19 protein-coding genes and 2 tRNA genes are annotated in these 20,926 nt (G+C 72.0%); 6 read left to right on the plus strand and 15 right to left on the minus strand.

Annotated features, from left to right (window positions below):
* Positions 1–50: 50 nt before the first annotated feature.
* The 3 genes from ABZ823_RS00800 to ABZ823_RS00810 all read left to right on the plus strand — a co-directional run bounded on the left by ABZ823_RS00800 (position 51) and on the right by ABZ823_RS00810 (position 2,554).
* Positions 51–1,196, plus strand: coding sequence for an SPFH domain-containing protein (locus ABZ823_RS00800; RefSeq protein ID WP_361652204.1), 1,146 nt, complete (start codon positions 51–53; stop codon positions 1,194–1,196).
* A 131-nt stretch (positions 1,197–1,327) separates the two neighbouring features.
* Positions 1,328–1,948, plus strand: coding sequence for a lytic polysaccharide monooxygenase (locus tag ABZ823_RS00805; RefSeq protein ID WP_361652206.1), 621 nt, complete (start codon positions 1,328–1,330; stop codon positions 1,946–1,948).
* Positions 1,949–2,089: 141 nt separating this feature from the next.
* Positions 2,090–2,554 carry a DUF3592 domain-containing protein gene (locus ABZ823_RS00810; RefSeq protein ID WP_361652208.1) on the plus strand — a complete coding sequence of 155 codons (465 nt, stop codon included), beginning with the start codon at positions 2,090–2,092 and terminating at the stop codon, positions 2,552–2,554.
* Positions 2,555–2,648: 94 nt separating this feature from the next.
* On the opposite strand, the gene ABZ823_RS00815 is transcribed toward ABZ823_RS00810, so the two are convergent.
* From ABZ823_RS00815 to ABZ823_RS00845, 7 genes are all read right to left on the minus strand, one after another.
* Positions 2,649–2,722: transfer RNA gene (locus ABZ823_RS00815), tRNA-Lys, on the minus strand.
* Positions 2,723–2,799: 77 nt separating this feature from the next.
* Positions 2,800–3,558: an IclR family transcriptional regulator C-terminal domain-containing protein gene (locus ABZ823_RS00820; protein WP_361652210.1), complete on the minus strand. Its 759-nt coding sequence runs from the start codon at positions 3,556–3,558 to the stop codon at positions 2,800–2,802.
* A 200-nt stretch (positions 3,559–3,758) separates the two neighbouring features.
* Positions 3,759–4,535 (minus strand): ectoine/hydroxyectoine ABC transporter ATP-binding protein EhuA, encoded by a 777-nt coding sequence (gene ehuA, locus ABZ823_RS00825; RefSeq protein WP_361652821.1) that lies wholly within the window; start codon positions 4,533–4,535, stop codon positions 3,759–3,761.
* Positions 4,536–4,545: 10 nt separating this feature from the next.
* Positions 4,546–5,196, minus strand: coding sequence for an ectoine/hydroxyectoine ABC transporter permease subunit EhuD (gene ehuD / locus ABZ823_RS00830; protein ID WP_361652212.1), 651 nt, complete (start codon positions 5,194–5,196; stop codon positions 4,546–4,548).
* Positions 5,193–5,891: an ectoine/hydroxyectoine ABC transporter permease subunit EhuC gene (ehuC, locus tag ABZ823_RS00835; protein WP_361652214.1), complete on the minus strand. Its 699-nt coding sequence runs from the start codon at positions 5,889–5,891 to the stop codon at positions 5,193–5,195. The genes ehuD and ehuC overlap by 4 nt, the downstream gene beginning before the upstream one ends.
* Complete coding sequence (ehuB, locus tag ABZ823_RS00840) at positions 5,888–6,790, minus strand: ectoine/hydroxyectoine ABC transporter substrate-binding protein EhuB (RefSeq protein ID WP_361652216.1); 903 nt, start codon at positions 6,788–6,790, stop codon at positions 5,888–5,890. The genes ehuC and ehuB overlap by 4 nt, the downstream gene beginning before the upstream one ends.
* Before the next feature lie 111 nt (positions 6,791–6,901).
* Positions 6,902–7,861, minus strand: a complete 960-nt coding sequence (locus ABZ823_RS00845; RefSeq protein ID WP_361652218.1) for a D-2-hydroxyacid dehydrogenase — start codon at positions 7,859–7,861, stop codon at positions 6,902–6,904.
* A 325-nt stretch (positions 7,862–8,186) separates the two neighbouring features.
* Here ABZ823_RS00845 and ABZ823_RS00850 point away from each other — a divergent pair, with 325 nt between their 5' ends.
* Both ABZ823_RS00850 and ABZ823_RS00855 read left to right on the plus strand, forming a co-directional pair.
* Positions 8,187–8,948, plus strand: a complete 762-nt coding sequence (locus tag ABZ823_RS00850) for a decarboxylase (RefSeq protein ID WP_361652220.1) — start codon at positions 8,187–8,189, stop codon at positions 8,946–8,948.
* 110 nt (positions 8,949–9,058) lie between these two features.
* A complete protein-coding gene (locus ABZ823_RS00855; RefSeq protein WP_361652222.1) occupies positions 9,059–10,141 on the plus strand; it encodes an LLM class flavin-dependent oxidoreductase in 1,083 nt (360 codons plus the stop codon).
* Positions 10,142–10,262: 121 nt separating this feature from the next.
* Here ABZ823_RS00855 and ABZ823_RS00860 read toward each other — a convergent pair whose 3' ends face one another.
* Positions 10,263–12,170, minus strand: coding sequence for an EAL domain-containing protein (locus tag ABZ823_RS00860; protein ID WP_361652224.1), 1,908 nt, complete (start codon positions 12,168–12,170; stop codon positions 10,263–10,265).
* A 539-nt stretch (positions 12,171–12,709) separates the two neighbouring features.
* On the opposite strand from ABZ823_RS00860, the gene ABZ823_RS00865 reads away from it, so the two are divergent.
* Positions 12,710–14,002, plus strand: a complete 1,293-nt coding sequence (locus ABZ823_RS00865) for a M6 family metalloprotease domain-containing protein (protein WP_361652823.1) — start codon at positions 12,710–12,712, stop codon at positions 14,000–14,002.
* Between the two features lie 378 nt (positions 14,003–14,380).
* Here ABZ823_RS00865 and ABZ823_RS00870 read toward each other — a convergent pair.
* The 7 genes from ABZ823_RS00870 to ABZ823_RS00900 form a co-directional block, all read right to left on the minus strand.
* Positions 14,381–14,454 (minus strand) — tRNA-Lys (locus tag ABZ823_RS00870).
* Positions 14,445–15,056, minus strand: coding sequence for a hypothetical protein (locus ABZ823_RS00875; protein ID WP_361652226.1), 612 nt, complete (start codon positions 15,054–15,056; stop codon positions 14,445–14,447). Before ABZ823_RS00875 ends, ABZ823_RS00870 begins: the two co-directional genes overlap by 10 nt.
* Positions 15,057–15,188: 132 nt before the next feature.
* Positions 15,189–15,554, minus strand: coding sequence for a hypothetical protein (locus tag ABZ823_RS00880; protein WP_361652228.1), 366 nt, complete (start codon positions 15,552–15,554; stop codon positions 15,189–15,191).
* Positions 15,555–15,755: 201 nt separating this feature from the next.
* On the minus strand, positions 15,756–17,108 hold the full coding sequence (locus ABZ823_RS00885; RefSeq protein ID WP_361652230.1) for an AAA domain-containing protein: 1,353 nt from the start codon (positions 17,106–17,108) through the stop codon (positions 15,756–15,758).
* Positions 17,105–18,733 carry a hypothetical protein gene (locus ABZ823_RS00890; protein ID WP_361652232.1) on the minus strand — a complete coding sequence of 543 codons (1,629 nt, stop codon included), beginning with the start codon at positions 18,731–18,733 and terminating at the stop codon, positions 17,105–17,107. The genes ABZ823_RS00885 and ABZ823_RS00890 overlap by 4 nt, the downstream gene beginning before the upstream one ends.
* Positions 18,724–19,881, minus strand: coding sequence for a hypothetical protein (locus ABZ823_RS00895; RefSeq protein ID WP_361652234.1), 1,158 nt, complete (start codon positions 19,879–19,881; stop codon positions 18,724–18,726). The genes ABZ823_RS00890 and ABZ823_RS00895 overlap by 10 nt, the downstream gene beginning before the upstream one ends.
* Positions 19,832–20,785: a phosphatase PAP2 family protein gene (locus ABZ823_RS00900; protein ID WP_361652236.1), complete on the minus strand. Its 954-nt coding sequence runs from the start codon at positions 20,783–20,785 to the stop codon at positions 19,832–19,834. The genes ABZ823_RS00895 and ABZ823_RS00900 overlap by 50 nt, the downstream gene beginning before the upstream one ends.
* Between the last annotated feature and the right edge of the window lie 141 nt (positions 20,786–20,926).

Below are 20,926 nucleotides of genomic sequence, written 5' to 3' on the forward strand. Positions count from 1 at the left end.
TCCGACGCATTCCGGCACGACACCTCCTGGCGCGGAGGGTGGAGGCACGTATGAGTACGACGTCATCGCCGTCCCCGGAGCCCGAGCGGGCACCACAGGACACCGGCACCTCGTCCGCCCGGCTCATCCACGGCGAGTCGACCACCGAGATCCCGGTCCACCTGCTGTTCCGGGACGCTTCCCAACCGGGGTCCCTGCCGCTCGCCCCGACCGTGGTGGGACGCCGGCGCGGCACCGGTGAGCAGCCGTGTGTGAGCGAGCCCGCCCAGCCGGTGCGGCGGTCGCCGGTCGCCGATCCCGAACTGGTCGAGCGGCCGGCCCGGGTGCTGCCCGGTTCGGTGGGCGTGCTGGCCGGGCTCGGTGGGCTGTGCGGCTGCGGGGTCGTCTCGTGGTGGGCGGGTGTCCTGTCGCCGGTGGCGATGCGGGTACTGGAGCTTCCGGCGAGCGCGGGCACGGGGATCGGGCCCGCGCAGTTGGCCGCGTACGCCGGAGCGGGGGCGCTCGGCATGCTCGGCTTCAGCGGGCTCATGCGGGGGCGCACCGGGTATGCCTGGGTGCTCGGCGTGTTCGGCCGCTACCGTGGCACCGCTCGCCGCACCGGACTGATGTGGGTGAACCCGCTGGTGGTGCGCCACCGGGCCGATGTGCGGCTGCGGCACTGGCGCAGCGAGCCGATCCCCGCGGTGGACGCCAACGGGGTCGCGTTGCGGGTGGTCGTGCTGGTGACCTGGCGGGTCAGGGACACCGCGCGCGCGGTGCTCGGGATCGACGACCACCAGACCTATCTGCGGGAGTGCGTGGAGTCGGCGTTGGCGCGGGTGGTGCCGCAGGTGCCGGCCGACGCGTCCGCCACGAGGGACGTGGTGACCCTGCGCGACGTCGAGGCGATCGGTGACGCGCTGACCCGGCTGGTGGCGGCGGACGCGGAGCCGGCCGGGCTGGAGGTGTTCGCGGCGCAGCCGACCAGGATCGAGTACGCGCCGGAGGTCGCCGAGCGGCTCCAGCGCCGCCGTATCGCCGCGCTCGACGCCGAGCACCGGGACACGGTGCTCAGCACGGTCGTGGACTCGGTCGAGGACACGGTGACCCGGCTGACCATGCGCGGCCTGGTCGAACTCGACGACTACGAGCGCAAGGCGCTGGTGAAGGATCTGACGGTCGCCTTCTACACGGGGCGCACGTCCGACGGGGGATGAGGTCCGGGCTGAAGACGGCATGCGATTGGTGTGGACATGTTCAACTCCCGGTCATAATCTGGGACTTGGTCTAGACCTGAATGGCGCGCGCACGGCTCGAGGAACTCCCCACATCCTTCAGGAGCGGCAGCATGCGCATACGTACGACCAGGAAGGCAAAGTGGTACGCGGCCGTGGTCGGCCTCGCCACCGCGGGCACGTTCGTGCTCTCCAGCGGTGGTGCCAGCGCCCACGGCTACACCGACCAGCCGCTCAGCCGGCAGAAGATGTGCGCGAACGGCGGCATCGTCACCGGCTGCGGCGACATCCAGTGGGAGCCGCAGAGCGTCGAGGGCCCGAAGGGCTTCCCTGCGGCAGGGCCCGCCGACGGACGGATCTGTTCGGCGAACCACACCAACTTCGGCGCGCTCGATCAGCCCAGGACACCCTCGGGCACGGCGTGGCCGACGACCCAGGTGCGCGGCGGGCAGAGTTACACCTTCCGCTGGCAGTTCACCGCCTCGCACGCCACGACCGACTTCAAGTACTACGTCACGAAGCCGGGCTGGAACCAGAACCATGCCTTGACCAGGGCCGACCTGAACACCACCCCGTTCCTGACGGTCCCGTACAACGGTCAGCGCCCGCCGTCCACGCTCACCCACACCGGAACCTTGCCGAGCGGGCTGAGCGGGCACCACCTGATCCTCGGGGTGTGGACGATCGCGGACACGGGCAACGCGTTCTACTCGTGCGCGGACGTCACGTTCTGAGCACCTCCCCGCCCCGAGTCCGTCCCGGGGACGGGTTCTGAGCTCCGCTTGAGGGAGCACGGCGATCCGGGCGGGTACGTTCCACGCACGTCGGCATGACCATGACGGCGTGCGTGGAGTCGTACCGGACTCGGGGGAACCATGGACTTCTTTTTCTACGCGCTGCCGGGCCTGATCATGGCCGGGGCACTGGCCATGGCGGCGACGGTGGTCCGCCGCTCGCTGCAGCTGCGGAGCAACTGGAACAGCGGCCTGACCGCCGAGGCGCGCTGTCTGCGGACGTACACGACGACCGGTCGCGGCGGTGACACGTCCGTCACCACGACGCTGCATCACGTCTACGAGTTCACCACCCGCGAGGGCAGCACCGTCCGCTTCGAGGAGTCGAACGGCCCCGCGACGACGCTGGAGGGCGATATCGTTCCCGTCCACTACACGCAGGCCCACCCCGAACGCGCCACCGCCCACTCCCCGGCTCCGGGCAAGGCCCTGGCGGGGACGGTCGGCATCCTCCTCTTCCTCGCGGTGATCGTCGCCTTCTGTGTCGGCTTCATGGTGACGTACCACGCCTTCGCGACGGACGACGCGCTCGCGACCATGCCGTAGGGCGAAGCCCCCACCGCGCGCGGCGCAGCCGCGCGGATACGGCGATGGCGAGCCGGTTCGCGCTTTCCGCGAACACGACTCGCCATCGCCATCGTGCGCCGCCAGGGACTCGAACCCCGGACCCGCTGATTAAGAGTCAGCTGCTCTAACCAACTGAGCTAGCGGCGCAGACTCTGTCGCTCTTCGCTCTCGCGTCCGGCGACAAAAGAAATACTACCTGGTCCCGGCGGGTGGTCGTGACACCCTCAGATCGCGAGGGAGAGCAGGACCGGGGCCGCCCCCTTGTTCAGCCGGTCCGCCGCCTGCCGCAGCCGGTGCGCGTGCTCCACCGGCAGGGACAGGGCCAGGCAGCCGACCGAGGAGCCCGCGGTGATCGGAACGGCCGCGCACACCGTGCCCACCGCGTACTCCTGGAGGTCGAGCACCGGGACGGTCGGAGGGTGGGCGTCCAGGCGGGACAGCAGCACCTTCTCGCTGGTGATCGTCCGCGAGGTGAGCCGGGCCATCTTGTGCCGGGCGAGGTGGTCCCGCCGGCCGTTGACGTCGAGCTGCCCGAGCAGGCTCTTGCCGACCGCGCTCGCGTGTGCGGAGGAACGGAAGTCCACCCATTCGTGCACCGCGGGCGTCGCCGGGCCCTGCGCGCACTGGGTGACCCACACCTCCCCGTCGATGTACCGGCTGATGTAGACCGCCGCGCCCACCGAGTCGCGCAGCCGGTCGAGGGTCTGCTGGAGCTTCTCCCGCAGCGCCTCCTCATGGCCCCGCGCGGAGCCGAGCCGGCTGAGGGCGGCGCCGGAGACGTACGCGCCGTCGGCGGTCTCCTCGACGTACCCCTCCCGGCGGAGCATCCGCAGGAGAGAGGCCAGCCGCTCGGTGCCGAGGCCGGTCCGGCGGGCCAGTACGGCGTCGGTGACGCCGCCGGAGTGCCGGGCCACCGTCTCGAGGACGCGCAGCGCGTCCTGGGCCGAGTGGTACGGGACGGTCGGCTCATGCGTCAGCGCCACGATCTCCCCCTGCGCTTTTCGGGCCGTTCTCGGGACAGCTTGGCTTCTCCACGATAAGGCTCAAGGGCTTGCCGAAGAGCGGGTGTTGACGAACTTTGTGCCCGGTCCGGCCCGCTCATCAGGAACGCGCCACTTCGGCATATGCCAAGGTCATGCCCGGTCACCGGGCCGCGCCGGATCGCCGCGCTCACCTTGCGTAGTCACAGCACGGCGCTGAGGAATTCCCGCGTGCGCGTGTGCTCGGGAGCGCTGAAGATCTTCTCCGGGGCACCCGCCTCGACGACCTGGCCGGAGTCGAACATCAGGACACGGTCCGAGATGTCGCGCGCGAAGCTCATCTCGTGGGTCACGCACAGCATGGTGATGTCCGTGCTGCGGGCGATGTCACGGAGGACGTCGAGGACCCCGGCGACCAGCTCCGGGTCGAGCGCCGACGTCACCTCGTCGAGCAGCAGCACCTGCGGGCGCATCGCCAGCGCCCGGGCTATCGCCACCCGCTGCTGCTGGCCCCCGGAGAGCTGGCTCGGATACTTGTCGAGGTGGTCGCCGAGCCCCACGAGGTCCAGCAGCTCACGCGCCCGCTGCTCGGCCTCGTCCTTGGACAGGCCGAGCACGGTGACCGGGGCTTCGGTGACGTTCCGCAGCACCTTCATGTTCGGGAACAGGTTGAACTGCTGGAAGACCATCCCGATGTTCTTGCGGATCTCCCGGACCTCCTTCTCACCGGCCGGGAACAACTGCTGACCGCCGACCGTGATCGTGCCCTCGTCGGGCTTGTCCAGCGTCATCAGCAGCCGCAGGATCGTGGTCTTCCCGGAGCCGGAGGGGCCGATCAGCGTGACGTGCCTGCCCGCTTCCACCGAGAAGTCGAGTCCGTCGAGGACGGTGTGGTCGCCGAAGCGCTTGGTGACGTTCTCGAAGCGGATCAGCTCGCCGGTGGCCGCCGGCGGACGGGTGTGGGCGTCGGATTCCTTCATCAGGGGGGTGTCAGCGGACAAGACGTCGCTCCAGGGCTCGCAGGAGGAGGGAGGCGGGGTAGGAGATCAGGACGAAGGCCACACCGATGACGGTGAGCGGCTCGGTGAACTGGAAGTGCTGCTGGGAGAAGAGCCGCGCCTGGCCGAGCATGTCGAGGACGGTGATCGTCATCAGCATCGGCGTGTCCTTGAGCATCGCGATCACGTAGTTGCCGAGCGCCGGCACGACCCGGCGGATCGCCTGCGGCAGGATCACGGCCGTCCAGGTGCGCCGCGGCGGCAGGCTCAGCGCGGTGGCGGCCTCCCACTGACCGGCGGGCACGGCGTCGATACCGGCCCGGTAGACCTGCATCGTGTACGTCGAGTAGTGCAGGCCGATCGCGACGACACCGGTGATCAGCGCGGAGAAGGCGAGCCCCCACTCGGGCAGCACGTAGAAGAGGAAGAACAACTGCACCAGCAGCGGGGTGTCACGGATGAACTCGGTCACGGCCCCCACCGGCCAGCGCACCCACGGGGTCGGTGTGCGCATCAGCAGCGCCCACACCAGGCCGAGGGCGAACGAGATCAGCGAGCCGAGGGCCAGCGCCTGGAGGGTGACGAGCAGGCCGTCCCAGAAGTGCGGCATGAAGGCGCGGACGGCGCCCCAGTCCCAGGTCACGAAACACCACCTCCGACGGGCAGCGGGGCGGAGACGACCGGCTGCGGCGCCCTCCCCACCCTGGCCCTGAGCCGGCGCTCCAGGCGCCGCATCAGCCGGGTGAGCAGGAAGGCGATCACGAAATAGATGATCAGTACGTAGGCGTAGATCTGGGCGCTCTCCTGGAGCGCGAGCCGCACCAGGTTGCCGCTGAACGCCAGATCGCCCATGCCCATCACGGAGACCAGCGCGGTGCCCTTGAGCAGCTCCACCAGCAGGTTGCAGAACGACGGGATCGTCTCCGGGACCGCCTGCGGCAGCAGGATCTTGCGCATCCGCTGCCAGGGGGTGAAGCTCAGCGCGATCCCGCCCTCACGCTGCGCCGGGTCGACGGAGTTCAGGGCGCCGCGCACGATCTCGGCGCCGTAGGCCCCGTAGGTCAGTCCCAGCGCGAGGCTGCCCGCCCACATCGGCACCAGCTGCCAGCCGAAGGCGAGCGGCAGCACGAAGAACACCCAGAAGATCATGATCAGGGCGGAGGTGCCGCGGAACACCTCGGTGTAGAAGCCGGCGAGGAAGCGGACGATCCACCGGCGATGCGTGCGCGCGATGCCGACGGCGAAGGAGAGGGCCGTCGCGAGCAGCGCGCTGAGCACGAGGAGCTGGAGCGTGGTCCAGACGCCTTTCAGTACGAGTTCCCACAGGCCCGTGGTCATCCGCGGCACAGCTCCTTCGCGGTCATGTCGGTCATCTCGGCCCGGGTGAAGCCGAACGGCCGCAGGATGCGGAAGAGCTCGCCGCTCGCCCTCATCTTCTTCAGCTCGGCGTTGAAGGCGTCCCGCAGCGCGGTCTCGGTGCGCCGGAAGGCGAAGGCGCCGCCGTCGACGTGCGGCTTGCCCTTCACCAGGGGCGCGAAGGGCTTGGTGCCCTCCGTGGTACGGGACTTCTTCACGACCTCACGGATGGTCAGGGCGGTTCCGGCGAAGACGTCGACGCGGCCGGCCTCCACCGCGTTCAGGCCCGCGACCTGGTCGGGGACGATGAGGAGGTCGCTCTCCCGGTAGCCGGCCTCGACCGCGTACTGGATCTGCGCGTAGCCCGACCCGGTGGCGAGTTTCGCCTGCTTCTCGACGACGTCCCGGTAGGTGTGCAAACCCTTCGGATTGCCCTTGCGCACGATGAAGGAGTCGAGCATCTGGTAGTCGGGGTCGGCGAAGACAACCTGTTGGCAGCGGTCCGGAGTGATGTACATCCCGGCGGAGACGACGTCGAACTGCTGCGAGTTGAGCCCGGGTATGAGGGAGCCGAACTCGGTCGGCACGGGCTGCACCCGGTCGACCCCGAGGCGTTTGAAGACGGCCCTGGCCAGTTCCGGGGCCTCGCCGGTGAGCTTGCCGTTCTTGTCGATGTAGCCGAAGGGGATCTCGCCTGCGATACCGAGGCGGACGACGCCCTGGGCCCTGAGCCGGCCGAGCAGCTCCCCGCCGCCGCCCGACGCCTCGGCCACACGGCTGCAGCCGACGGCACCCAGCGCGCCGATCGCGGCGAGACCGGCGAGCAGCGACCGTCTGTTGGTGGTGGGTTTCCTTATGTGATCAGTCCGTGGTGCGGCCATGGGCGCGCGGCTACCCGGGACCAGGCGAGGTATTCAGGCCGTTTTTTCTACACGGCCTTTGCGGGACGTGGCGGGTTCGGGCGCGCGCCCCTGCGGACGGGCCCTGGGGGCTCAGTATCCGGGGACGTAGCCGCGTCGCTTGTCGACCACGTTCGGCAGTGGTTTGCCGGCTTCCCAGCGGTCGTACAACTCGACGAACTGGCGGCTGAGTTCGTCGTGCCGGCCGACCGTGTTCCCGGCCATGCGGGGGGACAGCAGCAGGCCCGGGACCTGCCACAACGGGCTGTCCGGGGTGAGCGGTTCATGCTGCAGGACGTCCAGGGCCGCTCCCGCTATCCACCGCTTGGACAGCGCCCCGACGAGCGCCTCCTCATCCACCAGCGCGCCATGGGCGACGTTGATGAACCGGGCCGAGGGCTGCATCACGCCGAAGCGGCGGGTGCCGAACATGCCGTAGGTCCGGTCGGTGAGCGGCGCCGCCGCGATCACCCAGTCGGCGCGGGCGATCAGCCGGTCGAGGTCGGCCGGACCGTGGATGCCGGTGAGCGGGACGCGGCCCACGATCGACGCCGTGACGTCGAGAGACTTGAGCGTACGGGCTATCGCGCGCCCGACCGGTCCGGAACCGACCACGCACGCGCGCGTGCCCGCGACCCGCGTCACCTCGCGCGGCCGCCACTCCCGCTCCCGTCGCAGGTCCCAGGTGCCCGGCAGGTTTTTGGCCATCGCGAGGACGAGCCCGGCCACGTACTCGGCCACCGGCTGCTCGAAGATGCCGCGCGCGTTCGTCACCACGGTGTCGGACGCGGTGAGCTCGGGGCACATCAGATGGTCCACGCCCGTGCTCGCCGTGTGCACCCAGCGCGGTCGCGGGCCCTCACCGGGCCAGGCCTCGCGCACCGCGTCCGTGGGGAAGTCCCATACCAGGAGGACGTCGGCGTACGGCAGCCGTTCGGCCAGCGTGGAGGCGTCCGCGTGCATGATCCGAGCCCGCCCGGTGAGCCGGCCCAGCCGGGGAAGCGGTTCGGCGTCCAGCACCAGCACGGTGGGGCCGGGCGGGGGAGCGGTCATGCGGGAACCGTTTCTCCCTTCGGCGGTGGCCGCCCGAGCGGCCGGCCGGGCATCCGACATGCGCGGATTGACCACACTCGCACCCGGCATCGGCGCCGTCAACACGGCCGTAAGGCCCCTGCCGGTACCCCCGTCCACCGGTCCCTCCGGCACCCGAGGGCAGCGGGTGGCCCGCGCCCCGTGTGCCAACCGGCTTCGGCCAACCAGGTGAGGAAGGGCACGGCCCCGCGTCACCTGGGTACCCGAGCCATGGGTCCGTCTCGGACTCTGCCGAAGGAGGCGGCACACCGGGACCCGCACTGCCGGAAGAACAGGAAGGTTGGGCATGACCGCACTCGGATTCCTCTACCCGGGCCACTACGCCGAGGACGAATTTCCGCGCATGGAACAGTTGCTGGGCAGCGACATCCGGGCGGAGCTCGTGCACACCGACGACGTCGAGGAAGCACGCCTGATGCAGGCGCTGACGAGGGGGGTCCTCACGGGTGCGGCCGAGCGCCCGGAGGACGGCGTACCGCGGCGGCTCGCGGCAGGTGTCGAGGAGCTGCGGCTCGCGGGCGCCGAGGCCGTGGTGTGGGCGTGCACCAGCGGCAGCTTCGTCCACGGCTGGGAGGGCGCCCAGGAACAGGTACGCGCCCTCGCGCTCGCCGCCGGGATGCCGGCGTCCTCCACCTCCTTCGCCTTCGTGCACGCGGTGCGCGAGATCGGCGTGCGGCGCGTGGCGGTCGCGGCGACGTACCCGGCCGACGTGGCGGAGCTGTTCGCCGGGTTCCTGCGGGCGGCGGGCGTGGAGGTGGTGTCGGTGCACGGCGCGGGCGCCGCCCCGGACGAGGTGAGCACCTGGGGCGCGGAGGAGGTGCTGGCGCTGGCCCGCGCGGGCGACCACGCCGACGCCCACGCGGTGCTGCTTCCCGACACCGCCCTGCACACCGCCGCGTATCTCACGGAGCTGGAGAAGGGACTGATCAAGCCGGTCCTCACGGCGAACCAGGTCACGATGTGGGAGGCGCTGCGCCTGGTGGACCGCCGGGTGCACGCACCGGCCCTCGGGTCGCTGTTCACCAAGGAGCCGGTCGTCCAGGTGTGACGGGCGCGCCGGGCGGCGGGCCGGGAATCGCCCCGCCGCTCGGGAATAACCGGGGACTGCCTCCTGTTACTGCCGACGGAGACGCGCCGCACAACACAGGAGGCAACCCGGTGGACGAGATCCGAGGCACGGCACAGGGCGGCGCCCCCGTCCCCCTCTCGGTACTGGACCTGGTCACGGTGGGAGCGGGCCACACCGCCTCCGACGCCCTGCGCACCAGCGTCGACCTCTCCCGCCTCGCGGAGTCCCGCGGCTTCCACCGCTACTGGGTCGCCGAACACCACTCCATGCCGGGCGTGGCCTCCTCGTCGCCCGCCGTGATCCTCGCCCACCTCGCCGCCCACACCGACCGCATCCGCCTCGGCTCCGGCGGCGTGATGCTGCCCAACCACGCCCCGCTGGCCATCGCGGAGCAGTTCGGCACGCTGGAGGCCATGGCCCCCGGCCGCGTCGACCTCGGCCTCGGACGCGCCCCGGGCACCGACGGCGCCACCGCCGCCGCCCTGCGCCGTACCGAGCGGCTGAACGAGGGCGCCGACGACTTCCCCCAGCAGCTCGCCGAGCTGACCCGCTTCCTCGACGACGACTTCCCGGACGGCCACCCCTACGCCCGGATCCACGCGGTCCCGGGCCCGGTCCAGGCCACCTCCCCGGGCGGCGTCCAGTCCCCGCACCGCCCGCCGATCTGGCTGCTGGGCTCCTCGGGCTTCAGTGCCCGCCTGGCCGGCATGCTCGGCCTGCCCTTCGCCTTCGCCCACCACTTCTCGGCGCAGAACACCATCCCGGCGCTCGACCTGTACCGCGAGTCGTTCCGCCCCTCCGAGGTCCTCGACGCCCCCTACGCCCTGATCGGCGTCTCCGCTCTCGCCACGGACGAGGAGAAGGAGGCCCGCCGCCAGGTGCGCGCGGGTGCGCTGAGCATGCTGCGGCTGCGCACCGGCCGGCCCGGTCTCTTCCCTGCCCCGGAGGAGGCCGAGGGGGACCCGCTCGGCCCGCTGGAGGAGGAGTTCATCCAGTCTTGGTCCGCGAACGTCGTCCACGGCACCCCGGACGAGGTGCGTGCCGGCCTCGACGACCTCCAGAAGCGCACCGGCGCCGACGAGTTGATGATCACCACCCATGCCCACCGGGGCGAGCTGCGCGTGCGCTCGTACGAACTCATCGCGGACGCCTACGGGTTGCCGCTCTCCTGAAGCCGACGGGGTGCCGTCGCACGGGGGACGGCACCCCGCCCGGTCGGGAACGGCCGTCGGTCTCGCCGGTCGGGAACGGCCGTCGGTCTCGCCGGTCAGGGGCGGCCGTCGGTCTCGCCGGTCAGGAACGGCCGCCGGTGTCCGCATCCACCAGCTCCGAGATGCGGTCCGGCGGCACGGGCCGCGAGTACAGCCAGCCCTGGCCGGTGTCGCAGCCGATCCGGCGCAGCCGGCTGGCCTGCGCGGAGGTCTCCACGCACTCCGCGGTGACCGTCAGGCCCAGCCGGTGGGCGAGCCGGATCATGGCCTCGACGACGACCTCGTCGGCGGGGTTGGGATGGGCGTCCGTGCCCTCGTACTGGAAACCGCGGACGAAGGAGCCGTCCAGCTTCAGCACGGACACCGGCAGCCGGCTGAGGTAGGCGAGGTTCGAGTAGCCCGTGCCGAAGTCGTCGATGGCGATGCGCACTCCCATGTCGCTGAGCGCCTGGAGCGCCTGGAGCGGCCGGCCGGCCGAGCCCATGACGGCGGACTCGGTCAGCTCCAACTGGAGGAGATGAGGGGCGAGTCCGGTTTCCGCGAGAGTCTCGGCCACGTCCGCCACCAGGTCGGAGTCCCAGACCTGACGCACCGCCACATTCACACTGACGAAGATCGGCGGCTCGTCCGGGCGCTCCAGTTGCCAGCGGCGGGCCTGACGGCAGGCGGTCTTGAGCACCCAGCGCCCGAGCTGCACGATCGAGCCGTCCTCCTCCGCCAGTCCGATGAACCGATTCGGCGTCAACGTGCCGAACTGCGGGTGATGCCAGCGCACCAGCGCCTCCACTCCGCGCACCCGCCCGTCCTCCATGCCCACGAGCGGCTGGTACTCCAGGGCGAATTCGCCCCGCTCGATGGCCGGACGCAGACCCGAGGCGAGGGCCTGACGGGTCATACGGTGGGCGTTGCGCTCGGGGTCGAAGAGGGTCCAGCGGGACTTTCCGTCGGCCTTCGCCCAGTACAGCGTCGTATCGGCCGCCTGCATCAGACCGGTCGCCGTGGTCCCGGCCGCGTGCCGCTCCACCACCCCGATGGACGCGGAGACCGACAGCCGCTGCCCGGCCAGGTCGAACGGCGCCTGCAACGCCTTGAGCACCGACTCGGCCAGCTCGGCGAGTTGGTCGGTTCCTGTCGAGTCCTCGACGAGCAGGGCGAATTCGTCGCCGCCGAGCCGGGCCACCAGGGGAGTGGTGGCCCGTGCGTGGCCCGCCTCGTCCGCGCAGTGCGTCAGACGCTCCGCGACGGCCGCGAGCAGACGGTCGCCGACGCGGTGGCCGAGGGTGTCGTTGACCGCCTTGAAGCCGTCGAGATCCAGATAGCACAGCCCGATGCGGCCGGTGCCGCTCTCCTCGTACGACTCCGCCTCCAGCGCGGCAGACAGACGTTCGAAGAACAGTGTGCGGTTGGGCAGCCGGGTCACCGGGTCGTGCATCTGCAAGTGGCGCAGCCGGGACTGGAGTTCACGGCGGGCGCTGACATCGGCGACCGAGAGCAGGACGGCCTTCTCGGCCTCGGGCAGCGGGGTGACGGTCACCTGCACCCAGAGGGAGTGTCCGTCGGGGTGCTTGATGCGGCGCGTGCAGCGCAGCCGGGCCTGGCGGCCGCGGAGCACTTCCCGGTACGCGTGCCAGGTGCGGGCGTCGGAGGACAGGTCGACCAGGTCGGCGGCGACCTTGCCGGTCAGCCCGTCCGTGCCGGTGCCGAGCAGTTCGCCCAGTGTGTCGTTGGCGGTGACCACCTGGCCGCCCCGGTCGACGACCGCCATGGCGAGCGGTGCGGCGGCGAAGACGGCATCGAAGGAGGGGGGTTGAGGGCCCCCGGGCGGGGAGAGGGGTGGCTGGGGCAGCGCGTCCGCGGGGGGCGGAAGCGGATACGCCCCGAGCAGGGGCGGAGGCTCAGGCGTACCGGTTGACGTACCGTCGTGACTTTCTGTGACGACCGGGCCGACGAGGTCTGCCGCGGGCGCCGGCCCTTCGGACATTCCGCTCACCGCTCGCTCCCGCAGTGCACTCGTTCTTGGTACGGATCTCGTGGGTCTCGTCGGGGTCGACGGCCGCGTGGTGAGCGGCCGTACAAGTCGTGTTCGTGCAGGAAAGTGTGCCGATCATAGAGGCTGGCCCAGGGGCCTTCCAGCCGCTGTCCAGTCTTCCGGAACGAGCACATGCTCTGACAGATCGTTTCTGCTCGCACCTTGTGCCGGTCCATCAGGCCGCCTTCGGCTGTGACGTTCCGTGAGTATTCGGGGCGTCGGCCCACGTCGGCCGCCCCCTCGGTGCCCGTGCGCCCTCGTGTGCTCCCGCCTCGCACCGCGCCTCCCCCGGCCGTCGAGGTTCCCTTCTGGCCTTTCCCCCGACTGACGGCCTCTCACCCTTCTGGGGCAGACAAACAGGGCGTAGTAATACAAGTACGACAAGGCTGGGTGTGGAGTCACCAGAACCGCACCCGGAGGTCGACGTGCCGCGTCCGCTCCCCCACAAGGGCCTCAGTCATGAGGTCCCGCGGAGACGTGTCCGGAGTCGGGGGCCCGTTCTGCGCAAAACCGTGGCCGCGGTCACGTCGATGACGGCGCTGGCCGCGACCTCGCTCGTCACGGGCCCCATGGTGGCCGGCACCCTCTGGGCGCCGTGCGAACTCGCCCGCAGCGAGGCGCACCACTCGGAGGGCGTCGACACCTGGAACGCCGCCTACACGCGACCCACCCGGCCGCTGAACGCCGTCCTGGTCTTCCTGTCCTTCCCGGACTCCGTGCCGACGACCACGCCGGCCGAACTGACCTCCGACTACTTCCCGGCCACCAGCCACTTCTTCGACCGCGCCTCCTACGGCCGGTTCACGGTGCGCCCGCATCCGATGGACCACTGGATCGGGATGCCCCACCCGTCCGTCTCGTACGCCGTACGGCGCGACTGGGACCCCGATCACCGGAGCGCTTACCTGCGCGACGCGCTCGCCGTGGCCGACAGGGAAGTCGACTTCTCGCGGTACGACGTCGTGTACTTCGTGGCCGACCCGGACGCGCCGGGCATCGACTCCGACGCCACGAAGGTGGTCAATCTTGAGGCCCCGCTACAGGCCGACGGCACGGAAATCCGCCGGGTGGTCACGGTCTTCGAGAAGCACCCGCCGGACCGTCTGGTGCTGGCCCACGAGACGGGTCATGTCTTCGACCTGCCCGACCTCTACCACCGGCCCGCGGACGGCAAGGGCGACTGGGACACCTATGTCGGCGACTGGGATCTCATGGGCAGCCAGTTCGGCCTGGCCCCCGATCTCTTCGCCTGGCACAAGTGGAAGCTGGGCTGGCTGGACGAGCGACAGGTGGTGTGCGTACGGGGCAGAGGGACCAAACGGCTGACCCTGGAGCCGCTGGGCGCGGGGGCGCAGGGGGTGCCGCAGGTGGCGGTGAACGCGGGCGCGCCCGCGGCCGGGACGACGGGAGCGGAGGAGGCACGGCCTCTGGGGCCCGGTGTGGAGGCGTTCGGGTCCGGGCACGGCACCAAGCTGGCGGTCGTGCGCACCGGAGCCGACAGCGTGCTCGCCCTCGAGGCGCGCGGCGCCCTGGGGAACGACAGTGCGACCTGCACCCAGGGGGTCCTCGTCTACCGCGTCCACGGCGACACGGCGTCGGGCGGCGGCCCGATCGAGGTGCTCGACGCCCATCCGCACTCGGCGGCCTGCTGGAACACCTCGGTGTACCCGGCTCTCGCGGACGCCCCCGTGGACGTGGGGGAGAGCTTCAGCATGCCCGACGACGGCGTCCGGGTGGAGGTGGAGGACCGAACGCCCACGGGCGCGTGGACGGTACAGATCACCAGGGAATGAGCCACGGGGGCGGGACGACGGAGGGACGTGAGTGGCGGGAGGGACCGGAGTGGCACGAGGGGTGAGTGGCTCCAGGGGCGGGAGTGGCAGGAGTGGCGGAGAGGGGGCAGGGCCGGGGGTGCCCGCGCGGTGGTTTGGGGGGTGTGGGTGGCGGAGCCCCCACCGCGCGCGGCGCAGCCGCGCTGATACGACGATGGCGAGCCGGTTCGCGCTTTCCGTGAACTCGGGTGCCGGGGTGCCGGGGCGCCGGGCGGTGCCCGCGCGGTGGTTTGGGGGGTGTGGGTGGCGGAGCCCCCACCGCGCGCGGCGCAGCCGCGCTGATACGACGATGGCGAGCCCGTTCGCGCTTTCCGCGAACACGACTCGCCATCGCCATCGTGCGCCGCCAGGGACTCGAACCCCGGACCCGCTGATTAAGAGTCAGCTGCTCTAACCAACTGAGCTAGCGGCGCCTGCTGACGTCGTAGACATTAGCACCCTGGTCGGCGGGAGGAAAAATCGATATCCGTACGGCTGTGGAGGCCGTGGCGCGGGTCGCCCGGACCGCGGCCCACAGGACGACGTCCGGGCCGGGAAGCCATGGATGGCGGGTGTCGGGCGCGACGAGCCAGCGGGACTCGGGGCGGCTGCCGCGGGCGCCGGCCGGAGGGGCCACGGGGCTGATCGCGGGCACGGTCACGGCGTCCCCGGGGCCATGGCACAGCAACGGCGGAACCGTACGGGTGCGGCCGCCCCACTCCTCCCAGTCCAGCAGCGCCTGCAGTCGCCGGGCCGTGCCGGGCGCCGTGAACAGCAGGATGCGTCCCCGGTGCTCGGCGACCGGCCCGGAGCCCGGTCCCTCCTCCCAGAGCCGGTCGACCATGCGCCGCCCGAAGATCGCGGGGGCGTTGACGACGTCGAACGCGATGCCGCAGGGCAATACGACGGGGGCGGTGGGCCGCTGCGCCCGGTCCGCCGACGTACTACGCGGATAGGTTCCTGCGGAGGCGAGCCAGGCGGCGCCCTGCGAGGTGGGTCGGAAGGGTTGTTCGGTGAACGGCGTGCGACTGCTCATGGCAGCCAGATGTACCTGGGGTGAGCGATCCGTCTCCGAGGGTTGCGGAAAACCGGGACAGTTGAGGGATGCGCGGAGTATCGTGCCGCCGCATATGCCAGAAGATCATTCGGTAAGCAGTGCGGCGGACGTTCAGCCCAGGCTTTCCGGCCCGCTTGCCTCGGCGCCCCGCAGCAGGTCCTGTCCGAACTCCACCATCTTCTTCGCGTAGTCCTCGGTCCACTCCGCCTGCTCGGCGATGGCCGCCGGTGTCAGCCGGTCGAAGCGGCGCGGATCGGCGAGCTGGGCGGCGGCGATCGCCTGGTACTCCACGGCACGGTCCGTGGCCGCACGGAACGCCTGCGTCAGCTCGGTCGCCCGCGCGAGCAGCGCCCGCGGGTCGTCGATGGACTCCAGGTCGAAGAAGTGCTCAGGGTCGCAGGCCGCCTCCGCGGGCTCGAAGAGCAGGGGCGCGGGGCGTAGCCGCGGCTCGTTCCGACGCGGCGTGGGCTCCGCCATGTCTTCTCCTCCTCGTACGGTTCGGGTGGCGCCCCCTGGGGAGGGTGGGCCACCGTCCATTGTCTCGCGGCGGCGCAAGGGCGCAGGACGGGGCGGCACGCGCCCGCTCGTGCTCCGTGCGCCGCGTGGGTTCCGAAGTCTCAAGGCGTCTCGGCCCGGCGATGTTCCCCGCTGCTCAGGCGGTCGCCGTCTTCCCCTCCGTCACGGCCGCCACGGCACCCGGTGCTCGGACAGATGTGCCAGCACCGCGTGGTTCGCCTCCCAGCCGTCCGGGAACTTCACCGTCACCCCCAGCTGCACCGGCTCGGTCGAGGGGTGGTCGTCCAGCAGTTCCGTCACCCCCGCCCGGCACACCACGATGCACGCGTGCCGATGCCGTGAGGCCAGCACGCACAGCCGCCCGGTCTCGAGGTGGAACGCCGTCGCGTCCGGTCTTCCCGACAGCGGATGCAGCACCACCGTCACGTCGAACTCCCGGCCCTGGAGCCGGTTGGCCGTGTCCACCGTCACGTCCGTCACCCCGAGGTCCGCCAGCGCGGCGCGCACCGCCGCCGCCTGGTCGCGGTGCGCCGTGCCGACGGCGATCCGGTCCGCGGTCAGCGGCACCGGCTCCTCGGCGCGCTCCGAGACCGCCGCTCCGCCCCGGTCCAGCAGCCGCCGCACCACCGCCGCGACCGCCCGGACCGCCTCCGGGTCCGTACGCGGGGTGTGCCGGGCGGGCAGTTCGAGGAGTCCCCAGCCCGTCTCCGCCGCCTCGTCGATCACCCGGTCGGGGCCCGAACCGTCCGAGGGCACACCGAACGAAAGCCTGCGGTCGCCGTGCCCGGTGCCGCTGCGGAACGGCGTGTACGGATAGAACGCGTGCGACACCAGCGGCGCCGCCGACGCGGGCAGCCGCCACGACACCGGCAGCCGGTGCTGCGGCAGCTCGGGGTTGTGGGCCAGAAGCGTGGTCACGGCCGACGCCGACGGGTCGTACGACAGGCCCGCCCACTGCTCCGCGCCCACGATCGCGAACGGGTCCAGCTGACCGGGATCGCCCACGAACAAAGCACGTTCGAACAGACCCGCCACCGCCAGCAGCGCGTCCGAGCGCATCTGGTACGCCTCGTCGACGATCGCGTGCCGCCAGGGTTCGACGTCCTTGACGTGGGCCCACTTGGCCGCGGTCGAGATGACGACGTCCAGTCCCGCCAGATCTTTCGCCTTCGTCGACTTGCGGACGTTCGGCAGGTCGTCGAGGGCCTTGTCGTAGGGGTCCGGATCGTTGCTGTGCAGCCGCCCGACCGGGAGGCCGGGTTCCTTCTCCGCCAGCCGCAGCACCAGGTCGTCCACTTGCGCGTTGGTCTGCGCGATGACCATCAGCGGGCGCCCTGCGGACGCGAGTTCGAGCGCGGCCCGGACGACGAGCGTCGACTTCCCGGCGCCCGGCGGCGAGTCGACGACGACGCCCCGATGCGCGCCGTGCAGCGTGTCGTGCAGGATCGCCTCGGTGGCCCGGGCTGCCGCGGTCCCGGGATCGAAGGCCCTGCCCGGCCGGGCGGAAACGGTCACAGCACGTCCTCCTCGGTCACCGGGTCCTGCCGGGGCAGCGCATCGGCCTCGCCCGGCGGCCCGCCATGGGTCCAGGGTGTTTCCTCCGGCTCGGGCAGCTTCGCCCCGCCGCGCTGCTCGTGCTCGAACAGCGTGAAGCAGACGCGGTCGCCCTTCTCCGGCACGGAACCGGCCTCCGGCTCCCTGCCGCGGCCCATCTTGTCGACGATGCGCAGGACCACGAGGCCGCCCCCCACGCCGCCACCGTCATGTCCCTCGTCGCCCTGTCCCTCGTATCCGGCGAACTCGGCCGCCTGCGGCTTTCCGCCCAGCGACCGGTACACCTTCGCGCGCTCCCCGAGATGCGGCCGGTCCTCGGTCCGTACGGTCACCAGCGGGCGGGGGCTCGGACGCTTGCCCTCGCTGTACGCCATCACGACATCCGTGACCTCGCCCGCGAACGCCTCCCCGGCCAGCCGCCGCCCGGCCATCACCAGCGGGTCGTCGAGGGCCTCCTGGGCGTCCAGCCGGGCCTGTTCGCGCTCGCGCGTGGCGAGCTTGTTCGCCGCGGTGACCGCGTCGTCGCGGCGCGGCTGGGGCGGCTCGCCGGCGGCCACCCGGTCCCGGTGGCCGGTGAACGACCAGCGGTCCCGGGTCCACCGCTCCGCGACATGCGCGCCCTCCGGCAGCGCCCGCAGCAGATCGATCCCGCGCCACACGGCATCCCACGTCGGACGCGTACGGCTCTCCACCAGCTCCTGGATCTCCCGCTCGACGGGGGTCAGTTCAGCGAACCGGTCGTCCGCCTCGACGCCGTCCTGCGCGGCGGCGAGGCGGGCCCGCGCGCGGTCGTAGCGCTCGATGGCGGGGGCGAGCAGCTTGTTGTCGAAGGCCGGGTCCGTGGCGGGTCCGGCCGGCGGGCACAGCAACTGGCCGTCCGCGTCCCGCGCCAGTTCGGCCCGCAGCGCCGCCTTGGCGCCCGAGGTGCCCTCCGGCGGGTCGATCCAGGCGAGCAGCGCGCCCAGGTGCTGGTCCTCCAGGCTCGACTGCCCGGTCGTCCAGTGCCGTGCCAGCACCTCCGTGGCGGCAAGCAGCAGGGAGGAGCCGGGCACCCGGGCGCGCTCCCCGAAGTGGGTGAGCCACCGGCCGAGGAGCGGCACCCGCGGGGGCGCCGGGTGCGGGGTCTCGGGGTCCTGCTCGGCGGTGCGGCGGAACCGCATGGAGCGCCCCAGGAGCCGTACGAAGTCGATACCCGCCCGGCTCGGCACGATCAGCTGCGGGGCGTCCGCGCACAGCTCGACCTCCACCTTGACCCGCTTGCCCGTCTCGGGGTCGGTCTCGGTGCGCTCGGCGGCCTCGACCGCTTCGGCGTACCCCTCGACATAGGGCAGGACGATGTCGGCGAGGGCGGCGAGGAACGCGAATCTGAGGTCGCGGTCGCGCGGCTGGGGCACGACGAGCAGCCGGGGCGTGTCCCGGTCGGTGCCGACGAGCGCGCCGAGCGGTGCCCCGGCCTCGCCGGCGGTGGTGAGCGGCACGAGGACGAGGGGCCGCTCGGACAGATGCCGGTGCCGGACGGTGGCGGCGGGCTGGGCCCGCCCGGACCGCACGGCCTCCAGGCGGGCGAGGGTGGCGATCAGTGACATGCGGAGCCCTCCCGGGTGGCGAGCGCCTCCGCGCGCAGCCGTGCAGCCCGGCGCAGCGCCGCCACCGCCGGGTCGTCCGCGTCCCCGGCGGCCCCATGGGCGGCGGCCAGGACGTCGTCCACCGTCCCCAGGCCGCCGAGCTCGGCACGCAGCGACCGCCCGTAGGACGTCACCGCGCCCTCGGCGCGGGAACGGGCACGGCAGTGGAAGGCCATTTCGCAGGCGGCCAGGCACTCGGGAGCGTAGGTCGCGGGAACCGACTCGACGGCGGCCGCCAGCTCATTCGGGGGAAGCTCGGGCGCGAAGCACGCACCCTCCGGGAGGGCGTCCGCGATCTCCTCGATCCGTGTGAGGCGGGCCAGCTGCCGTCGGGTGACCGCACGCTGCTTGCGGATGTCGACGGGGGAGGCCGCGGGCAGGTTGGAGAAATCCTTGGGACAGACCAGCAGAATCCGGTGGCGCACCACGGCCGCAGGGGTGCCGTCGCGTTCCTGAGCCCCCGCGCCGAGGCGGGCGGCGACCTCCTCGAGGGCCAGCACATAGACCGCGGCCTGGCGGGCCGCGGCCCCGACCTTCGCCGGGTCCGCCGAGCCGTCGAGCATCGGGAACGACTTGATCTCCACGACGGTCCAGCTGCCGTCGGGGTGGACGACCACCGCGTCCGGTTCCAGGAACGCGGGGGAGCCCGCCACGTCCAGGGCGAGCATCGGATGGTCGAGGAGGGCCCAGGTGAGCGCCTGGGTGGCCTCGCGCAGCGCCAGCGCCGTACGGGCGGCGCGGCCCTCCGGGCCGACGGCGGCAAGGTCGGGGACGAGGGCCTCGTCCGGCTCCGCGGCGGTCGGGTCCAGCTTCTCGTGCACCAGCCGGAGCAGCTCCGCGCCGCCGTCCGCCTTGACCCGGGCCTCGAAGGCGTTGCCCCGCATGAAGGCGAACTGCGACTGCCCGAACGCCGACGGCGAGCCGAGCGCGCCCGCCAGCGCCGCCTTGTCCACCCCCGCGCCGTCCAGAAGCGCACGCCGTCTGCACCCCGGGTTCGCGGCGAGTGCGGCGAGGGCGCGCGCGTCGAGTGCCTTGGGCGGTACGGACGGGCCGCGCAGCTCAGCGAGTCGCTGCCGTAGCGCCGTCCCCCGCGTCCGCGGGAGAGGCACCCGGCTCGGCTCCCGGCCCGGTGCGGGAGATGCGCTGTCGGGGAATTCGCTCACCCGTCGAAGTCTGGCATCCGGCACTGACAATCGGGGAACCTGTGGTCTGCGGGGCGACCGTGACCGGGGCGGACCGCGCCCGCAGCCGGGCACTGACCGCGTCCACCGCCCCCATCAGCGGCCGGGCCGACACCAGGCCGACTCCCATGACGGCGACACCCGCGACCGCGTCGAGGAAGTAGTGGTTCGCCGTGCCCATCACCACGAGGGCCGTCAGCAGCGGATAGCCGACGGCCACCGCCTTCGCCCAGCGGGTGCGGCCGTGGCGCCAGAGCATCACCCCGCACCACAGCGCCCAGCCCACGTGCAGGCTCGGCATCGCCGCGTACTGGTTCGTCATGCCGCCAAGGCCCCGTGGTGCGCTCGCCTCGCCGCCCCACCAGCCGTACGAGCTGTACTGGGCCATGCTGTCGACGAAGCCGTGACCGGCGGAGAGCAGCCGGGGCGGGCAGGTGGGCAGCAGTGTGAAGCCGATCAGGCCGATGAACGTGGAGGTCATCAGCCAGGTGCGGGCCGCCCGGTAGTGCTCCGCGCGGCGTCGGAAGACCCACACCAGGATCGCCGGGGTCACCAGGTAGTGCAGCGAGGCGTACCAGAAGTCGGCCGGAACGCCGAGCCACGCCTCACGGGTGAACAGCCGGTTCAGCGGGTGCTCGGCGTTGATGTGGAGCAGCTTCTCCAGACGCAGGATCGCCAGGCCGTGGTCGACGGCGTCGGAGACGTCACCCCGGGCGAGGAGCCGGCCGGCGGAGTACGAGGCGTACACCAGGAGGATCAGGGGCAGTTCGGTCCACCAGCGCAGCCGGGCCGGGTGAGCCTCCCCGGTGCCTGATGTCTCGGCCTGCGGCATCCGATTCGCCCTCCCCCTTGTCCGCGGCGCCTCCCGGCGGGCCGGTCGTGCCACCGTACGGCGTCCGCGTGCGCCCCCTTGGGGCGCCCCGGCCCTCAAAGACGCAGGGATCGCCCCCCGGGTTGCCCGGGCGCGGGTGGG

This window comes from Streptomyces sp. NPDC047079 (assembly GCF_040643755.1).
Classification (GTDB): domain Bacteria; phylum Actinomycetota; class Actinomycetes; order Streptomycetales; family Streptomycetaceae; genus Streptomyces.

Excerpts from the sequence above, each read along its gene's own strand:
- ABZ823_RS00800 (WP_361652204.1), top strand. The coding sequence starts at position 51 with ATGAGTACGACGTCATCGCCGTCCCCGGAGCCCGAGCGGGCACCACAG.
- ABZ823_RS00805 (WP_361652206.1), top strand. The coding sequence starts at position 1,328 with ATGCGCATACGTACGACCAGGAAGGCAAAGTGGTACGCGGCCGTGGTC.
- ABZ823_RS00810 (WP_361652208.1), top strand. The coding sequence starts at position 2,090 with ATGGACTTCTTTTTCTACGCGCTGCCGGGCCTGATCATGGCCGGGGCA.
- ehuA (WP_361652821.1), bottom strand. The coding sequence starts at position 4,535 with ATGAAGGAATCCGACGCCCACACCCGTCCGCCGGCGGCCACCGGCGAG.
- ehuC (WP_361652214.1), bottom strand. The coding sequence starts at position 5,891 with ATGACCACGGGCCTGTGGGAACTCGTACTGAAAGGCGTCTGGACCACG.
- ehuB (WP_361652216.1), bottom strand. The coding sequence starts at position 6,790 with ATGGCCGCACCACGGACTGATCACATAAGGAAACCCACCACCAACAGA.
- ABZ823_RS00845 (WP_361652218.1), bottom strand. The coding sequence starts at position 7,861 with ATGACCGCTCCCCCGCCCGGCCCCACCGTGCTGGTGCTGGACGCCGAA.
- ABZ823_RS00850 (WP_361652220.1), top strand. The coding sequence starts at position 8,187 with ATGACCGCACTCGGATTCCTCTACCCGGGCCACTACGCCGAGGACGAA.
- ABZ823_RS00875 (WP_361652226.1), bottom strand. The coding sequence starts at position 15,056 with ATGAGCAGTCGCACGCCGTTCACCGAACAACCCTTCCGACCCACCTCG.
- ABZ823_RS00880 (WP_361652228.1), bottom strand. The coding sequence starts at position 15,554 with ATGGCGGAGCCCACGCCGCGTCGGAACGAGCCGCGGCTACGCCCCGCG.
- ABZ823_RS00890 (WP_361652232.1), bottom strand. The coding sequence starts at position 18,733 with ATGTCACTGATCGCCACCCTCGCCCGCCTGGAGGCCGTGCGGTCCGGG.
- ABZ823_RS00900 (WP_361652236.1), bottom strand. The coding sequence starts at position 20,785 with ATGCCGCAGGCCGAGACATCAGGCACCGGGGAGGCTCACCCGGCCCGG.